Genomic DNA, 17,018 nt, shown 5'->3' with positions numbered 1-17,018 from the left:
CCCTTGATACGATTCAGCTTAGTTGCTCTTTGTGGCCTCGTCGTTCAATGCAGCACTTTGCAATGCTTTACGTGCCTGCTGTTTGCGCAGCAGTTGCCAGTGGGAAAGGACCGTCCTCGGCGCCCACATCTGCGGTTCGGACGCTTCGAAGTTGTCGGCCTGTTCGCGTTCGGCAACGGTGGCCTTGGCTCGCTTGAAGGCCTGCTCCAGGTCGTCGGTCTGGTTCAATGCCTGGGCGAACAGCGCATCGCCAAAATAGGTGAAGTTGGCTTCCTCGGAGCAGCCGAAGGACACCCGGTCGGCCCGGGAGGCGGTCATGATCAATGTGCGTTCATCCTTGAGTGCCGGGATGAAGCCGCCGGAATAACAGGCCGAGATCACCACGATCTTGTCGCGGTTCTTCAGTGGCGCCAGGACCACGGCCAGTTCATCGGCGGGCAGGTCGGCCAGTTCCATGCGCGGCTGGTCGAGCACCAGTTCATGTTCGCTGGTGCCGTGGCTGGTCAGGTAGATGAAGATAAGGTCTTCCGGACCACTGCGTTCGGCCAGGGTGGCAGCGGCGCGGCGCAGGCTTTCGCGGCTGGCCATGGGCCGGTCGCCGAGGTGATCGCGGTGGTTGACCAGGCGGATCTGCCCGAACGCGCCGAAACGGCTGGCGAGCATGTTGGCGACATAGTCGGACTCGCGCAGGAACACGCTTTGCTTGCCGTCGCCGCCCAGGGTCAGGCTGTACAGCTCCACCGCCGGGGTCGAGGCCGGGATGTTGGCGAGGGCATCGTCCAGCAGGCGGCCTTGGGCCAGCAAGCCGAGTTCGAGCACATCCGGCAGCAGCCTGCCATCCGCGTCGCGCACCCGTTGGCCGTTGGCCCAGGTGCCGCTTTGCACGGTGCCGTCGGTCAGTACCAGGGTGCCGCGCCCGTGGTAGCTGTCGCTTTCGAACTGGCCGACGTAAAAACTGCCGTCGGGCAGGTTCAGGCGGCCCTCGCCGGTAAAGCGCCAATCATTGAATTGTCCGAGATAGTGGCTGCCGTCGGCGCCGATCAGTTCGCCCTTGCCGGTCAGCGCGCCGTCCTTGAACCGGCCGATCCAGACATCGCCGTCGGCATTTTCGTAGCGCCCGCGACCGTTGAGCTGGTTGTTCTTGAAGCCACCGATGTAGACATCGCCATCGGCACTGTTGAAGGTGCCCTTGCCCTGCAGTTGGCCATCGACAAAATGCCCGGTGAACTGGTTGCCGCTGGCGTCGAAGCGCTGGCCTTCACCGTTGGGCTTGCCGTTGGCGAAGGGGCCTTGGTACTGGCTGCCGTCGTCGAGTTCCAGGCGTCCGAGGCCGGAATAGCGGTCGGCCTTGAACTCGCCCCGGTAGGTCATGCCGTTTTCCTTGAGCGTCCCTTCACCGTCCCGCCGCCCGAGCTTGAAGCCGCCGGTGTAGCTGCTGGTCGGTGTGGTCAGGCTGCCCTGGCCGTGGAACAGGCCCTGCTGGAACTGGCCGCGATAGACCTCGCCATTGCTGCCATGCCATTCCCCGGTGCCGTGCCACTGGCCTTTGTCGAACTGCCCGGCGTACCAGCTGCCATTGGGGTAATCGATGCGCCCCTGGCCTTGCAGCAAGCCGTCCACCAGGTCGCCGCGATAGCGTCCGCCGTCGGGCAGGCGCGCGTCGGGAGGCAGCGGCGATTCGCCGTTGCCACAGGCGGTGAGCAACAAGATCAGGGTCAGGGGAACAAGTAAGCGCATAACGGGATCCAGGTCATCAGGCCACGAGTATGCCGCAGCTATGCGCGTTGAACATAGAGAAGCGATGCGAAACTGCACGAGCGGTTTCGCGACCGCATAGGTTTACACGAAGCAGAGCGACAACGGCTCGGCGATGTAGGCCGGTTTTTCCGAACCTTCGATCTCCAGCGTGGCGGTGGCCTTGAGCAACCATTGGCCAGGTTTTTTCTCGGTGACTTCTACCAGATCGACCTTGAGCCGGACCTTGGAATCGACCTTCACCGGTTGGATGAAGCGCACGCTGTCCAGCCCGTAGTTGACGACCATCTTCACGCCTTCGGGCAGGATCAGGATGTCTTCCATTAGCTTGGGCATCAGCGACAGCGACAGGAAACCGTGGGCAATGGTGCTGCCGAACGGGGTCTGCGCGGCCTTGACCGGATCGACGTGGATGAACTGAAAGTCGCCAGTGGCTTCGGCGAACAGGTTGATGCGGTCCTGGTCGATGGTGAGCCATTCGGAACGTCCAAGTTCCTTGCCGACATAATCTTTGAGCGCTGCAACGGGGACGTAGGGCATTGAGACTCTCCTTGGGTTCATCTGTTTTACTTTTTCTGGAGCGGGGATCGGCATCCCCGGAGAACCACTGTAGATCAACATGGCGCGCAAGTAAGGTCACCGAACATGCTTTTTACGAATGCCGACCCATAGCGCGGGCATGCTTATAATGCCGGCGCGTGTGCGTTTGATTCCGTGGCGAGGGAGCTTGCTCCCGTTGGGCTGCGCAGCGGCCCCATTTTTTTATGAGCGCTGCGCACTCGAGCGGGAGCAAGCTCCCTCGCCACACCGTCACGCCGTGAACCGAATTGGCGCGTTCATTGGATCTGTTGCAGGGGAGAGAGCGGATGTTGCTACGGGGCCTGACCTGGCTGGTGCTGTTTCAATTGCTGGGCACTGCGATCAATCATTTGTTCCTGCCCGTGTTGCCGGGGCCGATCATTGGCCTGCTGTTGCTGCTGGGTTATCTGGTGATGCGCGGTGAAGTCAGCGAACCGTTGAACCTGGCCGCCAGTAGCCTGCTGCGTTACCTGCCATTGCTGCTGGTGCCGCCTGCGGTGGGGGTGATGGTCTATGCCCGGGCCATTGCCGCCGATTTCTGGGCCATCGTCGGTGCGTTGACGTTGTCCCTGGTGCTGTCCGTGGCGTTGACGGGGGGGCTGATGCAGCGCCTGGCCCGGCGTCACATCGCCGCCCCGGAGGACAGTCAATGATGCTCGACTGGCAAGGTGCCTGGAACTCGGTGATCCACCATCCGCTGTTTGGCATCGGCATTACCCTGGGCGCCTATCAGCTGGTGCTGGCGGCGTTCGAAAAGACTCGCTGGGTGTTCCTGCAACCGGTGCTGATGTCGATGGTGCTGTTGATCGTCGTGCTGGTCGGTTGCGGCATCGACTATGCCGAATACCGCAAGAGCACCGAGATCCTCAGCATCCTGCTGGGGCCGGCCACGGTCGCCCTGGCGGTGCCGTTGTATTTGAACTTGCGACGGATCCGGCAGTTGTTCTGGCCGATTTTTACTACGCTGGTGATAGCCGGGGTGTTTGCCACGGGCTCTGCTGTGGTGTTGGGCTGGGCTTTCGGTGCCGAGCACATGATTCTGATGACCATGGCGCCCAAGTCCGTGACCTCGCCGATCGCCATGCTGGTGGCCGAGCAGATCGGCGGTGTGGCGGCGATGGCGGCGGTGTTTGTGTTGATCACCGGTGTGCTCGGGGCGATCCTCGGTCCGGGCATTCTGACGAAGCTGGGTGTCCACAGCCCTGAGGCCCGGGGCATGGCCCTGGGGCTGGCGGCCCACGCGGTGGGTACGTCGGTGGCATTGCAGGAAAGCGAGGAGACAGGCGCCTTCGCGGCGCTGGCGATGAGTCTGATGGGCGTGGCCACGGCGGTGTTGCTGCCGTTGGTGGTGTCGATGACGGTTTAAGGAACTGGTTATGAGCTTGCCGCTTTTCCCGTTGAACACCGTGCTGTTCCCCGGTTGCATCCTCGATTTGCAGATTTTCGAGGCGCGCTACCTCGACATGATCGGGCGCTGCATGAAAAAGGGCGAAGGCTTCGGCGTGGTGTGCATCCTCGATGGCGAGGAAGTCGGCATCGCGCCTGAAGGCTACGCGCGGGTCGGTTGTGAGGCGCGTATCACTGATTTTTCCCAGCAGGACAATGGTCTGCTGGGTATTCGCGTGCAGGGCGGGCGGCGCTTTATCGTCCATGGCAGCAGCGTCCAGGCGGATCAACTGACGGTCGCTGAAGTCGAGTGGCTGGAAGAGGAACCGGAGCAACCGCTGCAAGAGGAAGACGCCGACCTGGTGGCGCTGCTCAAGGCCCTGGCCGAGCATCCGATGGTCGAGGCGTTGAACATGGGCACCGAAGCGACCGGTCAGCAGTCGCTGGCCAATCAACTGGCTTACCTGCTGCCGTTCAACGAATTGGACAAGATCGACCTGCTGCAACTCGATGACCCGCAACAGCGCCTGGATGCGATCCAGGCGTTGCTCGATGAACTGCAGGGCGAACTATTCGCCTGATAGCACTGATCCCCTGTGGGGGCGAGCTTGCTCGCGATTGCCTAATAGGCATACCGCAACATCGCATGCGGCAAGTGCCGCAGCGCGAAGAAGCTGAACACCGCCACCAGCGCCGGTAGGATCAGCCACCAGACTTTCGGCGACATGGCCGGTAGCGGGGTCTGGCGCTGGCTCAACCACAGGGCGGCCGCACAGATGCTGGCGGCGAGCATCGCCCCGGCGACGATGTCGCTCGGCCAGTGCGCTCCCAGGTAAACCCGCGACAGGGCGATGGCCAGCGCCGGCAGGCAGCCCAGCAGCAGCCAGGTCAGGCGCAGCCGTGGCGGTTGGCCGCGGCCGGCCAGGACGGCGAGGGTCAGGAACAGCGCGAATGCCCCGGAGGAGTGGCCGCTGGGCATGCTGTAGCTGGTCAGCGGGTCGGTGAGGATCTCCGGGCGCACCCGGGCAAAGAAGTGTTTGCTGCCGGTATTGGCCAAGGAGGTGACCAGCATCGTGCCCCCGGCAAAGATTGCCTGGCGCCATTGCCTTGCCAACAGCAGCAACCCGGTCAGCAGGCTGCAGACAATCAACATGTAGCGGAATTCGCCGATCAGCGTGAAGGTCACGGCGATTTCATCCAGCGTCGGGCTGCGATGCTCCTGGACCAGGGCCATCAAGCCCTGGTCGAACGCCGTCAGGTAACGAAAGCCGATGAACAGGCCGATCAGGATCACCAGGCCGATGCCAGCGATCAGCGCCGTGGCATGGCGATGACGACGCAGGCTGCTGTTGACGCTCAGCCCGATCATCACCGCGATGCTGCCGATGACCACGCCGGCCTGTGGCCAGAAGCCTTCAGGCAGCGGCAGGCGAAACGCCGCCCCGGTGGCCCAGCCCGGCAGCAGGTACGCCACGGTCCAGCCCGCCGCGGCCAACACGCTGACGGCGGCGAAGCGTGGGAACGGCATGTCGCACATCCCGGCCACCATCGGCAACATGGGCCGTAGCGGGCCGATAAAACGCCCCACCAGCAGGCTGGCGATGCCGTAGCGCTGGAAATAGTTTTCCGCCGCGCTCATCCATTCCGGGTGATGCCGCAGCCCGGGCAGGCGCCGGATGTTCTGGTGGAAATGCCGGCCGAGGAAGTACGACACCAGGTCCCCGAGCAGCCCGCCAAGCAGGCCCAGCAGCAACGTCTCGCCCAAGGACAACGCGCCGCTGCCGGCCAGCACGGCGATGGCAAACAACAGCACGGTACCCGGCACGATCAGGCCGGCGATGGCCAGGCACTCCACGCAGGCGACGATGAACACCGCCACCGCCAGCCATTGCGGGTTGACGGTCAACCAGCCGGTGATGCTATCGAGCCATGGGCCCATAAATACAACTCCATTGAATATTAAGCAGCATGCTTTTTTTACTGTGGGAGCGGTGTGTTCATCCAAGCAAGAAATAATCGCGACCTTCGACCTGTCCCCGTCGCAGCGGGTTCCGGGTGCACCAGGGTGCGTAGGCGGCATCGACGAAGCGGTAGGGTAAATGCTCGTCCCGGCCCAAGGGAATGCCCAGGCGGGTGGTCTGGATCACGTTGACGGTCGGCACGCCCACGTCTTCCACCAGCAAGCGCTCGGGGTCGAAGCGTTTGGCGTCCCAGTCCGGCACTTTCAGCCCCAGGGCCTTGCACAGCAAGGTCTGGCCGGCACAGAGCTTTTGCGGCGTGCGCGGCCGACCTTGGGCGTCGGGGTTGTTGAGCAGCATTTGCGCCAGGCTCGCCGGCCCGGAAAGGGCATCGACCCACGGGTAGGCCGATTTGATCAACACCGCATTGCCCGGGCCCTGGGCGCTGAAGTTCAGCGAATCGCCGCCCCGGGCGTAGTACATATAGATGTGGCCGCCATCCAGAAACAAAGCCTTACGTTTTTCCGTGTAGCCCAGCGAGGCGTGGCTGCCTTTTTCGGCGAAGTAATACGCCTCGGTCTCGATGATCCGCGCGCTGAGCCACAGGTCACCGACCTTGTGACGGATGACTTTGCCCAGCAGGTCCTTGGCAAGCACCTGGGCGTCTCGATCGAAAAAGGCGTGGGGCAGGGCGTTGGGCGATGGCAAATCGGTCATGGCGATAAACAAAGGGAGGCCAAAGGAAGCGCGATGATAGCAACGGAAAGCTTAATCACCGCTGAACAGTCGCTTCAACCGGCTGTTTACGCCTGTTTTGCTGCTCCGCCGGTCACCACCGTGAGTCCATGCTGTTAGTCGAGGGTTACGACAGCTATAATCTGCCGCTTTCCTCATCGCCAAGACCACACAGACCATGACTGAGTCCGTTCTTGACTACATGACCCGCCTGGGTCGCGCCGCTCGCCAGGCGTCGCGCATCATCGGCCGGGCCAGCACCGCGCAGAAAAACCGCGCCCTGCAGGCCGCCGCCAATGCGCTGGACGCTGCGCGTGCCGAGTTGTCCGCTGCCAACGAACTGGACCTGGCCGCCGGCCGGGCCAATGGTCTGGAACCGGCCATGCTCGAACGCCTGGCGCTGACCCCTGCACGCATCGACGGCATGATCGTCGGCCTGCGCCAGGTCGCGGCCCTGCCGGACCCGGTCGGGGCGATCCGCGACATGAGCTACCGGCCGTCGGGCATCCAGGTCGGCAAGATGCGCGTGCCCCTGGGTGTGGTCGGGATCATCTACGAGTCGCGGCCGAACGTGACCATCGACGCCGCCAGCCTGTGCCTGAAGTCGGGTAACGCGACCATCCTGCGTGGCGGCTCCGAGGCGATCCATTCCAACCGTGCCATTGCCGCCTGCATCCAGCGCGGCCTGGCCGAGGCCGATCTGCCGGCGGCCGTGGTGCAAGTGGTGGAGACCACTGACCGTGCCGCAGTCGGCGCATTGATCACCATGCCCGAGTTCGTCGATGTCATCGTGCCACGTGGCGGCAAGGGCCTGATCGAGCGGGTCAGCCGTGATGCCCGCGTGCCGGTGATCAAGCACCTGGACGGCATCTGCCACGTCTACGTCAGCGCCCACGCCGAGCTGCCGAAAGCCCAGCGCATCGCCTTCAACGCCAAGACCTACCGCTACGGTATCTGCGGCGCGATGGAAACCCTGTTGGTGGATCAGGCCGTGGCCAAGGACTTCCTGCCGTCGATGGCTGCCCAGTTCCGCGAAAAAGGCGTCGAGCTGCGTGGTTGCGAGCGCACCCGGGCGATCATCGAGGCCGTTGCGGCCACGCAAGAAGACTGGGACACCGAATACCTGGCGCCGATCCTGTCGATCCGTGTGGTCGACGGGCTGGACGAGGCCATCGAGCACATCAACCGCCACGGCTCGCACCACACCGACTCCATTGTCAGTGAGCACCTGGGTGAAACCCGGCGCTTCGTGGCCGAAGTGGATTCGGCGTCGGTGATGATCAACACCCCGACCTGCTTCGCCGATGGCTTTGAATACGGATTGGGTGCCGAGATCGGCATTTCTACTGATAAGCTGCACGCCCGCGGCCCGGTGGGCCTCGAAGGCCTGACCTGCGAGAAGTACATCGTGGTCGGTGACGGCCAGTTGCGCGGACAGGAGCCAGTCTGACTTGGGCGATCTCGACCCGTCAGCCGCTGTGACGACGACAACTGCGCCCCGGCGCATTGGCATCCTGGGCGGCACGTTCGACCCGGTGCACATCGGCCATTTGCGCGGTGCGCTGGAAGTCGCCGACGCCCTGGCCCTCGATGAGCTACGCCTGACGCCCAGCGCCCGGCCGCCTCACCGGGATACGCCCCAGGTGTCGGCGCAGGACCGCCTGGCGATGGTCGAGTGCGCGGTGGCCGGTGTGGCGCCGTTGGTGGTGGACGCCCGCGAATTGCAGCGGGACAAACCGTCCTACACCATTGATACCCTGGAGCTGATGCGCGCCGAACTGGCCGCTGATGCCCAGGTTTTTCTGCTTCTGGGCTGGGACGCATTTTGCGGCCTGCCCACTTGGCATCGCTGGGAAGAGTTGCTCCAGCATTGCCACATCCTGGTGCTGCAACGCCCGGATGCCGACAGCGAGCCGCCGGATGCCTTGCGCAACCTGCTGGCGGCCCGCTCGGTGAGCGACCCGCTGGCCCTGAAAGGGCCGAGCGGACAGATTGCATTCGTCTGGCAGACGCCGCTCGCGGTATCCGCCACCCAGATCCGTCAACTGCTGGCCAGCGGTAAGTCGGTACGTTTCCTGGTGCCCGACGCGGTCCTGGCCTACATCGATGCGCACGGACTTTACCGTGCGTCGAACTGAAAAAGGTGTGCTTCAAGGCACGTGAATGCGTGTAGCGAAGCGCCCGAACATACGAGCAAAACGAGTTTTATATGACTGACAAAGACGTAAACAAAGTAAAGCGCAAAGGCACGTTCAAAAGCGCCCCGCTGCCGGTAGAGGCCCACACCGGCGTCGTACTGGCCGGTGAAGAACTGGTCAAGGTCGCCGTTGCGGCCCTGGAAGACGTCAAGGCCCAGGACATCCAGGTGATCGACGTTCGTGAAAAGCAGAGCATCACGGACTACATGATCATCGCCACCGGTACCTCCAACCGCCAGATCGGCGCGATGCTGGACAAGGTCCGCGAAGCGGTCAAGGCCCAGGGCGTCAAGCCGCTGGGTGAAGAAGGCAAGGGCGACAGCGACTGGGTACTGCTGGATATGGACGACGTCATCGTGCACATGATGACGGCCTCGGCTCGCCAGTTCTATGACCTGGAGCGCCTGTGGGCCGGTGCCGAGCAGAGCCGTTCGGCCAGCGCCGCGCACCACAGCCCGGAAAACCCCCATGAGCACTTCACCAAGCTCAACAAAGACCAGCAATAAGGGACCGCTGTGCGACTGCGCCTGATCGCCGTCGGTTCTCGCATGCCCAAGTGGGTGGAAGAAGGCTGGCATGAATATGCCAAGCGTCTTCCGTCCGAGCTGGCCCTGGAACTGGTGGAAATTCCGCTCAATACCCGTGGCAAGAACGCCGACGTGGCGCGCTTCATCCGCCAGGAAGGCGAAGCCATGCTGGCCAAGGTCGGGCCGAACGAGCGCATTGTCACCCTCGAAGTCCATGGCAAGCCCTGGAGCACCGAGCAACTGGCGGTGGAGCTCGATCGCTGGCGGTTGGACGCGCGCACGGTCAATTTCATGGTCGGTGGCCCGGAAGGGCTGGCGCCGGAAGTCTGTGCCCGGGCCGATCAGCGCTGGTCATTGTCGCCGTTGACGTTGCCACACCCGCTGGTGCGGATCCTGATCGGCGAACAGCTGTATCGTGCCTGGACAGTTCTGTCCGGGCACCCTTACCACAAGTAATCCAGCCCCATGCCCCAGCCGATCCGCATCAAGGACCACGAAAAAGACGCCCGTCTGGTGCGGGGCCGCGTCGTGTTCGGCGCTATTACGGTGGTGACGCTGATCTGTGTGCTGATTGCGCGCTTGTATTTCCTCCAGGTGATCCAGTACGAGTACCACTCGACCCTGTCGGAAAACAACCGGGTACATGTGCAGCCGATTCCGCCGACCCGCGGGTTGATCTTCGACCGCAATGGCGTGGTGGTGGCGGATAACCGTCCCAGTTTCAGCCTGAGCATGACCCGCGAGCGCTCCGGCGACTGGCAGCACGTGCTCGACGTGATCGTCGAAGTGCTGCAACTGACGCCCGAGGACCGGGCGATCTTCGAGAAGCGCATGCGCCAGGGCCGACGTCCGTTCGAGCCGGTGCCGATCCTGTTCGAGCTGACCGAAGAACAGATCGCCCTGATCGCCGTGAACCAGTTCCGCCTGCCCGGCGTCGAGGTGGTGGCGCAGTTGGTGCGGCATTATCCCCAGGGGCCGCACTTTGCCCACTCGGTCGGCTACATGGGACGGATCAACGAGAAAGAGCTCAAGACCCTCGATCCGGTCAATTACAGCGGCACCCACCATATCGGCAAGACCGGCATCGAGCGTTTCTACGAGCCTGAGCTGCATGGCCAGGTGGGTTACGAGGAAGTCGAAACCAACGCCCGCGGCCGCGTATTGCGAGTGCTCAAGCGCACCGACCCGATTCCCGGCAAGGACATCGTCCTGAGCCTGGACATCAAACTGCAAGAGGCCGCCGAAGCGGCGCTGGGCGGTCGGCGTGGTGCCGTGGTGGCGCTGGACCCGAACACCGGCGAGGTGTTGGCAATGGTCAGCCAGCCGAGTTTCGACCCGAACCTGTTCGTCACCGGCATCAGCTTCAAGGCCTACGCCGAGTTGCGCGATTCCATCGATCGGCCACTGTTCAACCGTGTGCTGCGCGGCCTCTATCCGCCGGGGTCGACCATCAAGCCGGCCGTGGCGATTGCCGGGCTGGACTCCGGCGTGGTGACCGCGTCGAGCCGGGTCTATGACCCCGGCTATTACATGCTGCCCAACTACGACCACAAGTACCGCAACTGGAACCGCACCGGCGACGGTTATGTGGACCTGGAAACGGCGATCATGCGTTCCAACGACACCTACTTCTATGACTTGGCCCACAAGCTGGGGATCGATCGGTTGTCGTCCTACATGAACAAGTTCGGTCTCGGTCAGAAAGTCTCCCTGGATATGTTCGAGGAATCCCCCGGCCTGATGCCTTCGCGCGAATGGAAGCGGGCGACCCGGCGCCAGGCCTGGTTCCCCGGCGAAACCCTGATCCTGGGGATCGGCCAGGGCTACATGCAGGCCACGCCACTGCAACTGGCCCAGGCCACGGCGCTGGTGGCGAGCAAGGGCAAGTGGTATCGCCCGCACCTGGCCAAGACCATCGAAGGCCAGAAACCGGTGGACCCGGACCCGATGCCAGACATCATCCTGCGCAACCCGTCGGACTGGCAGAAGGTCAACAACGGCATGCAGCAGGTGATGCACGGCGCCCGCGGCACCGCCCGCAAGGCGTCCATCGGTGCGCAATACCGGATTGCCGGCAAGAGCGGTACGGCCCAGGTCGTCGCCATCAAGCAGGGCGAGAAGTACGACCGCTCCAAGGTCCAGGAACGCCATCGCGACCACGCCTTGTTCGTCGGCTTCGCGCCGGCCGACAACCCGAAGATCGTCGTATCGGTGATGGTCGAGAACGGTGAGTCGGGTTCCGGCGTCGCCGCGCCGGTGGTGCGCCAGATCATGGACGCCTGGCTGCTGGACGAGCACGGCCAGCTCAAGCCGGAATACGCAAGCCCCATCACTGCGGAGGCTACGGCCCGTGAAGAATAATTTCGACCGGATCCTCTCCAGCGAAGATGTGATGCGCCGCCGTGCCACCTTGCTGCAGCGCATGCACATCGATGGTCCGTTGCTGATCCTGCTGCTGACCCTGGCCGCAGGCAGCCTGTTCGTGCTGTATTCGGCCAGTGGCAAGAACTGGGACCTGCTGGGCAAGCAGGCCACCTCGTTCGGCATCGGCCTGGTGTCGATGGTCGTCATTGCCCAGCTCGAGCCGCGTTTCATGGCCCGCTGGGTGCCGCTGGCCTATGTGGTGGGCGTGAGCCTGCTGGTGGTGGTGGACGTGATGGGCCACAACGCCATGGGCGCCACTCGCTGGATCAACATTCCCGGGGTGATCCGCTTCCAGCCTTCGGAATTCCTCAAGATCATCATGCCGGCGACCATCGCCTGGTACCTGGCCAAGCGCACCCTGCCGCCGCAGCTCAAGCACGTGTGCATCAGCCTGTTGCTGATCGGCATCCCGTTCATCCTGATCGTGCGCCAGCCGGACCTTGGCACTTCGCTGCTGATCCTGGCCGGTGGCGCCTTCGTGCTGTTCATGGGCGGTTTGCGCTGGCGCTGGATCCTCAGCGTCGTCGCCATCGCGGTGCCGGTCTCGGTGGCCATGTGGTACTTCGTGATGCACGACTACCAGAAGCAACGAATCCTGACCTTCCTCGACCCGGAGAGCGATCCGTTGGGCACTGGCTGGAACATCATCCAGTCCAAGGCCGCCATCGGCTCCGGCGGGGTGTTCGGCAAGGGCTGGCTGATGGGCACCCAGTCGCACCTGGACTTTTTGCCGGAAAGCCACACCGACTTCATCATCGCCGTACTGGGCGAGGAGTTCGGCCTGGTAGGCATCTGCGTGTTGCTGTTGATCTACCTGCTGCTGATCGGTCGCGGCTTGGTGATCACCGCCCAGGCCCAGACATTGTTCGGCAAGTTGCTCGCGGGCAGCCTGACCATGACGTTTTTTGTTTATGTTTTCGTCAACATCGGTATGGTCAGTGGCCTGTTGCCGGTCGTGGGGGTGCCGTTGCCATTCATTAGCTACGGAGGAACTTCGCTGGTGACACTACTGTCAGCGTTTGGGGTCTTGATGTCGATTCATACGCATCGCAAGTGGATCGCGCAGGTTTGAATAAGGTGAAGAGTTCAATGCAAGCAATGCGTGGCTGGTCGACGCGATATGCGCCGTGGATCGGCCTGGTCGGCTTCCTGGGCGGTGCGCCGCATGCCCAGGCAGGCGAATACGAAGGTTCGCCACAGGTGGCCGAATTCGTCGGTGAGATGACCCGCGACTACGGTTTTGCCGGTGAGCAGCTGATGGGGGTATTTCGCGAGGCCGAGCGCAAGCAGTCGATCCTTGACGCCATCTCCCGGCCCGCCGAGCGGGTCAAGCAGTGGAGCGAGTACCGGCCGATGTTCATCACCGAGGCGCGTATCGCCCGGGGCGTGGACTTCTGGCGCCAGCACGAGGCGGCCCTGGCCCGTGCCGAGCAGGAATACGGCGTACCGGCCCAGTTCATTGTGGCTATCATTGGCGTCGAGACGTTCTTTGGCCGTAACACCGGGAATTTCAGGGTGATCGACGCGCTGTCGACCCTGGGCTTCGATTACCCGCCGCGCGCCGAATTCTTTCGCAAGGAGCTGCGCGAGTTCTTGCTGCTGGCCCGCGAAGAGCAGGTTGATCCGCTGACCCTCAAGGGTTCTTATGCCGGAGCCATGGGGCTGCCGCAATTCATGCCCAGCAGTTTTCGTGCTTACGCGGTGGACTTCGACGACGACGGTCACATCAATATCTGGACCAACCCGACCGATGCCATCGGCAGTGTTGCCAGCTATTTCAAGCGCCACGGCTGGGAAGCCGGCCAGCCGGTGGTCAGCCGTGCCGACGTGCGTGGCGAGCAGGTGGACGAGGGCCTGACCGAGGGCATCGAGCCGACGAAAACCGTCGGGGAGTTGCGGGCGTTGGGCTGGTCGAGTCATGATGCGCTGCGTGACGACATGCCGGTCACCGCGATACGCCTGGAAGGCGAACAAGGCCCCGAATACTGGATGGGTCTGAAGAATTTCTACGCGATTACGCGTTATAACCGCAGCGTGATGTACGCCATGGCCGTATATCAACTGTCTGAAGAGCTGGTCAAAGCACGGGGCGTCAAATAATGCGGGCATTGCCTACCTATCTACCCCTGAAAGCCAAACCCCTCAAGCTCGTGGCGTTGGCCGCGCTGTCGCTGTTGGTCGTCAGTTGTTCGACCAGCCGCGCGCCGGCCCAGAAGAACTCCACCGCCGTGCGCGCGACGCCCGGCCTGGACATCAACCGGGCCCACAAGGACGGCGCGCCGTGGTGGGATGTGGATGTCTCGCGCATTCCCGATGCCACGCCGACCCTGCACACGGGCCCCTACAAGGCCAACCCCTACACGGTGTTGGGCAAGACCTATTTCCCGCTGTCCGACTCCAAGCGCTACGTGGCCTCGGGCACGGCGTCCTGGTATGGCACCAAGTTCCACGGCCAGAACACCGCCAACGGCGAGGTGTATGACCTGTATGGCATGAGCGCGGCCCACAAGACCTTGCCGCTGCCCAGCTATGTGCGGGTGACCAACCTGGACAACAACAAGAGCGTGATCCTGCGGGTCAATGACCGTGGGCCGTTCTATTCCGACCGCATCATCGACTTGTCGTATGCGGCGGCGAAAAAACTCGGTTACGCTGAAATCGGCACCGCCCGGGTCAAGGTTGAAGGTATCGACCCGCAGGAATGGTGGGCCCAACGCGGCCGTCCGGCGCCTTTGATGCTCAACGAGCCGAAAGTGGCGCAAAATGCCGCGCCGACCGTGACGGCGTCCACCGGCACGGTCGAGCAGTGGACGCCACCGCCGCAGCAGCACGCGGCGGCCGTAGTGCCCGTTCAGCTCGACGCAAAAAAAAACGCTTCTGCAACAGCGTCTGGCCAGTTTCTGCAAGTGGGCGCGTTCGCCAACCCGGACGCTGCCGAGCTGCTGAGGTCGAAGCTCAGCTCGATGGTGAGCGCCCCGGTGTTCATCAGTTCGATCGTGCGCAACCAGCAGACACTGCATCGGGTGCGCCTGGGGCCGATCGGTTCTCCGGGTGAAGTCCAGCAAGTGCAGAACAGTGTGCGCCTGGCCAATCTCGGTTCGCCGAGCCTGGTCACCGCCGAGTAATTGATTGAGGCCCGCTTGCGGTTGGAGCGGGCCAGGTTGTTGGCTCCATGAATAACAAAAGCCCGGCAAGGGTTGTGAGTGAGCAACTTAAATACGCGGCGACCCGTTAGAAGGTTGCCTGTTTCAGTTTTGCCTTCGGGCAGTCCCATTAGCGATTTCGAGAGACGGATGAACATCACCACCTTTGCCAAACGCCTTTGCCTGCTAGTCCCGCTGCTTCTCTCCCCAGCCGCGTTCGCGGTGGAGATGATGCCTGCGCCTCCTCAATTGGCCGCCAAATCCTTTGTGCTCATGGATGCCAGCAGCGGCGAGGTCCTGGTAGAGAACAACGGTGACCAGCGCCTGCCACCGGCCAGCCTGACCAAGCTGATGACCGCCTACATCGCCACCCTGGAAATCCGTCGTGGCCAGATCGGTGAAAACGATCCGGTGACCGTCAGCGAAAACGCCTGGCGTACCGGCGGTTCGCGGATGTTCATCAAGGTCGGTTCGCAAGTGACCGTCAGCGACCTGCTGCACGGCATCATCATCCAGTCCGGCAACGACGCCAGCGTCGCCCTGGCCGAGCACATCGCCGGCAGCGAAGATGCGTTCGCCGACATGATGAACAAGACCGTGGCCGACCTGGGCATGACCAACAGCCACTTCATGAATCCTACCGGCCTGCCGAACCCTGAGCACTACTCGTCGGCTCACGACATGGCGATCCTGGCGCGGGCGATCATTCATGAAGACCCGGCGCACTACGCCATCTACTCCCAGAAGGAATTCTTCTGGAACGGCATCAAGCAGCCTAACCGCAACCTGCTGCTGTGGCGCGACAAGACCGTCGATGGCCTGAAGACCGGCCACACCGACGAAGCTGGCTACTGCATGGTGTCTTCGGCTGTGCGTGACGGCATGCGCCTGATCGCCGTCGTCTTCGGCACCAGCAGCGAAGTGGCCCGTGCCGCTGAAACCCAGAAGCTGCTGACCTACGGTTTCCGCTTCTTCGAAACCCAGACCTTCTACCAGAAGGGCACCGAACTGGCCCAGGCCCAGGTCTGGAAAGGCACCACCCATCAGGTGAAGGCCGGCCTGGCCCAAGACCTGACCATGACCTTGCCTAAAGGCCAGCTCAAGAAGCTCGCTGCCAGCATGACCATGAACCCGCAACTGACCGCTCCCATCGCCAAGGGCGACGTGATCGGTAAAGTCGAAGTCAAACTGGACGACAAAGTGGTGCACAGCGCCGACCTGATCGCTCTGGACGCGGTCGAGGAAGGTGGTATCTTCCGCCGCATGTGGGATAGCATCCGTCTATTCTTCTACGGCTTGTTCAACTGATTGAAGTGTTGACCTGCATGGCCTCGTTCCCATTCGGAGCGGGGCCATGTGCGTTACCACGGCTTACGAGGCCGTTACCCCATGACAGACTCTGAAGTAAAAGCGCCGAAGATCGAATTCCCCTGCGCGGATTATCCGATCAAGGTCATCGGCGACACCGGCGTGGGTTTCAAGGACCGGATCATTGCGATCCTTGAAAAACATGCCACCGTTGACCACAAGACCCTGGCCGAGCGCCAGAGTACCAACGGCAAGTACACGACGATCCAGTTGCACATCATTGCCACCGGCCAGGAACAGCTCTACGACATCAACAGCGAGCTGCGTGCGACCGGTTTCGTGCACATGGTGTTGTGATGCCGGGCACGCTGGGCTTTCGCGAGCTGGGCACGATGGCTTACGAGCCGGTCTGGCATGCCATGCAACGCTTCACGAACGAACGCGGCACTACCGTCGACGATGAAGTCTGGCTGGTGGAACACCCGCCGGTGTTCACCCAGGGCCAGGCCGGCAAGGCCGAGCACCTGCTGCTGCCGGGGGATATCCCGGTGGTGAAGGTCGACCGGGGCGGGCAGGTGACCTACCATGGTCCTGGCCAATTGGTCGCCTACCTGTTATTGGATGTGCGCAAGCTGGGGTTTGGCGTGCGCGAGCTGGTCACCCGCATGGAGACATGCCTGATCGAGCTGCTGGCCAGCTACGGTGTGACGGCGGCGGCCAAGCCGGATGCGCCGGGTGTCTATGTCGACGGGGCGAAGATCGCCTCCTTGGGATTGCGAATCCGCCATGGCTGTTCGTTTCATGGCCTGGCGCTGAACGTGGACATGGACCTTGCGCCATTTCGACGGATTAATCCCTGTGGCTACGCGGGACTGGCGATGACCCAGTTGAGCGAGCATGCAGGATCGATTGAATTTGCCGAGGTAAGTGCCCGGCTGCGCGCGCAGCTCGTCAAACACCTCGACTATGCTGAGCAGACGACCCTCACGGGCGGAATCGACTGAT

General features: G+C 62.8%; 18 protein-coding genes. 14 read left to right on the top strand and 4 right to left on the bottom strand.

Going from position 1 to position 17,018, the window contains the following annotated elements; translation table 11 throughout:
* Nucleotides 1-18: 18 nt before the first annotated feature.
* Both BT116_RS15905 and BT116_RS15900 read right to left on the bottom strand, forming a co-directional pair.
* Nucleotides 19-1,737 (bottom strand): C13 family peptidase, encoded by a 1,719-nt coding sequence (locus BT116_RS15905; RefSeq protein WP_072345431.1) that lies wholly within the window; start codon nucleotides 1,735-1,737, stop codon nucleotides 19-21.
* Between the two features lie 102 nt (nucleotides 1,738-1,839).
* Nucleotides 1,840-2,295: a MaoC family dehydratase gene (locus tag BT116_RS15900; protein WP_003185804.1), complete on the bottom strand. Its 456-nt coding sequence runs from the start codon at nucleotides 2,293-2,295 to the stop codon at nucleotides 1,840-1,842.
* Nucleotides 2,296-2,621: 326 nt separating this feature from the next.
* Here BT116_RS15900 and BT116_RS15895 point away from each other — a divergent pair, with 326 nt between their 5' ends.
* Genes BT116_RS15895 through BT116_RS15885 form a run of 3 tightly spaced genes read left to right on the top strand, consistent with a single transcriptional unit; the run spans nucleotide 2,622 to nucleotide 4,301 of the window.
* A complete protein-coding gene (locus BT116_RS15895) occupies nucleotides 2,622-2,987 on the top strand; it encodes a CidA/LrgA family protein (protein ID WP_072345429.1) in 366 nt (121 codons plus the stop codon).
* Entirely contained in the window at nucleotides 2,984-3,700 is a 717-nt protein-coding gene (locus BT116_RS15890) for an LrgB family protein (protein ID WP_072345427.1), read from the top strand. The genes BT116_RS15895 and BT116_RS15890 overlap by 4 nt, the downstream gene beginning before the upstream one ends.
* A gap of 10 nt (nucleotides 3,701-3,710) precedes the next feature.
* Entirely contained in the window at nucleotides 3,711-4,301 is a 591-nt protein-coding gene (locus BT116_RS15885; RefSeq protein WP_014340384.1) for an LON peptidase substrate-binding domain-containing protein, read from the top strand.
* Nucleotides 4,302-4,342: 41 nt separating this feature from the next.
* Here the strand turns inward: BT116_RS15885 and BT116_RS15880 are convergent, their stop codons facing one another.
* Both BT116_RS15880 and BT116_RS15875 read right to left on the bottom strand, forming a co-directional pair.
* Nucleotides 4,343-5,659 carry a bifunctional DedA family/phosphatase PAP2 family protein gene (locus tag BT116_RS15880; RefSeq protein WP_072345425.1) on the bottom strand — a complete coding sequence of 439 codons (1,317 nt, stop codon included), beginning with the start codon at nucleotides 5,657-5,659 and terminating at the stop codon, nucleotides 4,343-4,345.
* A 58-nt stretch (nucleotides 5,660-5,717) separates the two neighbouring features.
* On the bottom strand, nucleotides 5,718-6,395 hold the full coding sequence (locus BT116_RS15875; RefSeq protein ID WP_063324224.1) for a DNA-3-methyladenine glycosylase: 678 nt from the start codon (nucleotides 6,393-6,395) through the stop codon (nucleotides 5,718-5,720).
* 196 nt (nucleotides 6,396-6,591) lie between these two features.
* On the opposite strand from BT116_RS15875, the gene BT116_RS15870 reads away from it, so the two are divergent.
* From BT116_RS15870 to lipB, 11 genes are all read left to right on the top strand, one after another.
* Nucleotides 6,592-7,863 (top strand): glutamate-5-semialdehyde dehydrogenase, encoded by a 1,272-nt coding sequence (locus BT116_RS15870; RefSeq protein ID WP_072345423.1) that lies wholly within the window; start codon nucleotides 6,592-6,594, stop codon nucleotides 7,861-7,863.
* 1 nt (nucleotide 7,864) lies between these two features.
* Nucleotides 7,865-8,551 (top strand): nicotinate-nucleotide adenylyltransferase, encoded by a 687-nt coding sequence (gene nadD / locus BT116_RS15865; RefSeq protein WP_063324226.1) that lies wholly within the window; start codon nucleotides 7,865-7,867, stop codon nucleotides 8,549-8,551.
* Between the two features lie 71 nt (nucleotides 8,552-8,622).
* Nucleotides 8,623-9,117: a ribosome silencing factor gene (gene rsfS / locus BT116_RS15860; protein ID WP_003205895.1), complete on the top strand. Its 495-nt coding sequence runs from the start codon at nucleotides 8,623-8,625 to the stop codon at nucleotides 9,115-9,117.
* Nucleotides 9,118-9,126: 9 nt separating this feature from the next.
* Entirely contained in the window at nucleotides 9,127-9,594 is a 468-nt protein-coding gene (rlmH, locus tag BT116_RS15855) for a 23S rRNA (pseudouridine(1915)-N(3))-methyltransferase RlmH (RefSeq protein ID WP_047229490.1), read from the top strand.
* A gap of 9 nt (nucleotides 9,595-9,603) precedes the next feature.
* Nucleotides 9,604-11,499 carry a penicillin-binding protein 2 gene (gene mrdA / locus BT116_RS15850; RefSeq protein ID WP_072345422.1) on the top strand — a complete coding sequence of 632 codons (1,896 nt, stop codon included), beginning with the start codon at nucleotides 9,604-9,606 and terminating at the stop codon, nucleotides 11,497-11,499.
* Between the two features lie 31 nt (nucleotides 11,500-11,530).
* Entirely contained in the window at nucleotides 11,531-12,634 is a 1,104-nt protein-coding gene (gene rodA, locus BT116_RS15845; protein ID WP_063325216.1) for a rod shape-determining protein RodA, read from the top strand.
* A 17-nt stretch (nucleotides 12,635-12,651) separates the two neighbouring features.
* On the top strand, nucleotides 12,652-13,662 hold the full coding sequence (mltB, locus tag BT116_RS15840; RefSeq protein ID WP_063324228.1) for a lytic murein transglycosylase B: 1,011 nt from the start codon (nucleotides 12,652-12,654) through the stop codon (nucleotides 13,660-13,662).
* The gene (locus tag BT116_RS15835) at nucleotides 13,662-14,687 is read left to right on the top strand and encodes a septal ring lytic transglycosylase RlpA family protein (protein ID WP_063324229.1); all 1,026 of its coding nucleotides are present in this window, start codon (nucleotides 13,662-13,664) and stop codon (nucleotides 14,685-14,687) included. The genes mltB and BT116_RS15835 overlap by 1 nt, the downstream gene beginning before the upstream one ends.
* A gap of 168 nt (nucleotides 14,688-14,855) precedes the next feature.
* Nucleotides 14,856-16,013 carry a D-alanyl-D-alanine carboxypeptidase family protein gene (locus BT116_RS15830; RefSeq protein ID WP_072345418.1) on the top strand — a complete coding sequence of 386 codons (1,158 nt, stop codon included), beginning with the start codon at nucleotides 14,856-14,858 and terminating at the stop codon, nucleotides 16,011-16,013.
* A gap of 81 nt (nucleotides 16,014-16,094) precedes the next feature.
* Nucleotides 16,095-16,370 (top strand): DUF493 domain-containing protein, encoded by a 276-nt coding sequence (locus BT116_RS15825; RefSeq protein WP_003185772.1) that lies wholly within the window; start codon nucleotides 16,095-16,097, stop codon nucleotides 16,368-16,370.
* Nucleotides 16,370-17,017 (top strand): lipoyl(octanoyl) transferase LipB, encoded by a 648-nt coding sequence (gene lipB / locus BT116_RS15820; RefSeq protein WP_072345416.1) that lies wholly within the window; start codon nucleotides 16,370-16,372, stop codon nucleotides 17,015-17,017. The genes BT116_RS15825 and lipB overlap by 1 nt, the downstream gene beginning before the upstream one ends.
* The last annotated feature ends 1 nt before the right edge of the window (nucleotide 17,018 follow it).

The organism is Pseudomonas sp. NFACC16-2 (assembly GCF_900119205.1).
GTDB lineage: Bacteria > Pseudomonadota > Gammaproteobacteria > Pseudomonadales > Pseudomonadaceae > Aquipseudomonas > Aquipseudomonas fluorescens_Q.
The sequence above is the reverse complement of the archived record's forward strand: the minus strand, read 5'-3'. Positions and strand labels throughout refer to the sequence as shown.

Excerpts from the sequence above, each read along its gene's own strand:
- BT116_RS15905 (WP_072345431.1), bottom strand. The coding sequence starts at position 1,737 with ATGCGCTTACTTGTTCCCCTGACCCTGATCTTGTTGCTCACCGCCTGT.
- BT116_RS15900 (WP_003185804.1), bottom strand. The coding sequence starts at position 2,295 with ATGCCCTACGTCCCCGTTGCAGCGCTCAAAGATTATGTCGGCAAGGAA.
- BT116_RS15895 (WP_072345429.1), top strand. The coding sequence starts at position 2,622 with ATGTTGCTACGGGGCCTGACCTGGCTGGTGCTGTTTCAATTGCTGGGC.
- BT116_RS15890 (WP_072345427.1), top strand. The coding sequence starts at position 2,984 with ATGATGCTCGACTGGCAAGGTGCCTGGAACTCGGTGATCCACCATCCG.
- BT116_RS15885 (WP_014340384.1), top strand. The coding sequence starts at position 3,711 with ATGAGCTTGCCGCTTTTCCCGTTGAACACCGTGCTGTTCCCCGGTTGC.
- BT116_RS15880 (WP_072345425.1), bottom strand. The coding sequence starts at position 5,659 with ATGGGCCCATGGCTCGATAGCATCACCGGCTGGTTGACCGTCAACCCG.
- BT116_RS15875 (WP_063324224.1), bottom strand. The coding sequence starts at position 6,395 with ATGACCGATTTGCCATCGCCCAACGCCCTGCCCCACGCCTTTTTCGAT.
- BT116_RS15870 (WP_072345423.1), top strand. The coding sequence starts at position 6,592 with ATGACTGAGTCCGTTCTTGACTACATGACCCGCCTGGGTCGCGCCGCT.
- rsfS (WP_003205895.1), top strand. The coding sequence starts at position 8,623 with ATGACTGACAAAGACGTAAACAAAGTAAAGCGCAAAGGCACGTTCAAA.
- mrdA (WP_072345422.1), top strand. The coding sequence starts at position 9,604 with ATGCCCCAGCCGATCCGCATCAAGGACCACGAAAAAGACGCCCGTCTG.
- rodA (WP_063325216.1), top strand. The coding sequence starts at position 11,531 with ATGCGCCGCCGTGCCACCTTGCTGCAGCGCATGCACATCGATGGTCCG.
- mltB (WP_063324228.1), top strand. The coding sequence starts at position 12,652 with ATGCAAGCAATGCGTGGCTGGTCGACGCGATATGCGCCGTGGATCGGC.
- BT116_RS15835 (WP_063324229.1), top strand. The coding sequence starts at position 13,662 with ATGCGGGCATTGCCTACCTATCTACCCCTGAAAGCCAAACCCCTCAAG.
- BT116_RS15830 (WP_072345418.1), top strand. The coding sequence starts at position 14,856 with ATGAACATCACCACCTTTGCCAAACGCCTTTGCCTGCTAGTCCCGCTG.
- BT116_RS15825 (WP_003185772.1), top strand. The coding sequence starts at position 16,095 with ATGACAGACTCTGAAGTAAAAGCGCCGAAGATCGAATTCCCCTGCGCG.
- lipB (WP_072345416.1), top strand. The coding sequence starts at position 16,370 with ATGCCGGGCACGCTGGGCTTTCGCGAGCTGGGCACGATGGCTTACGAG.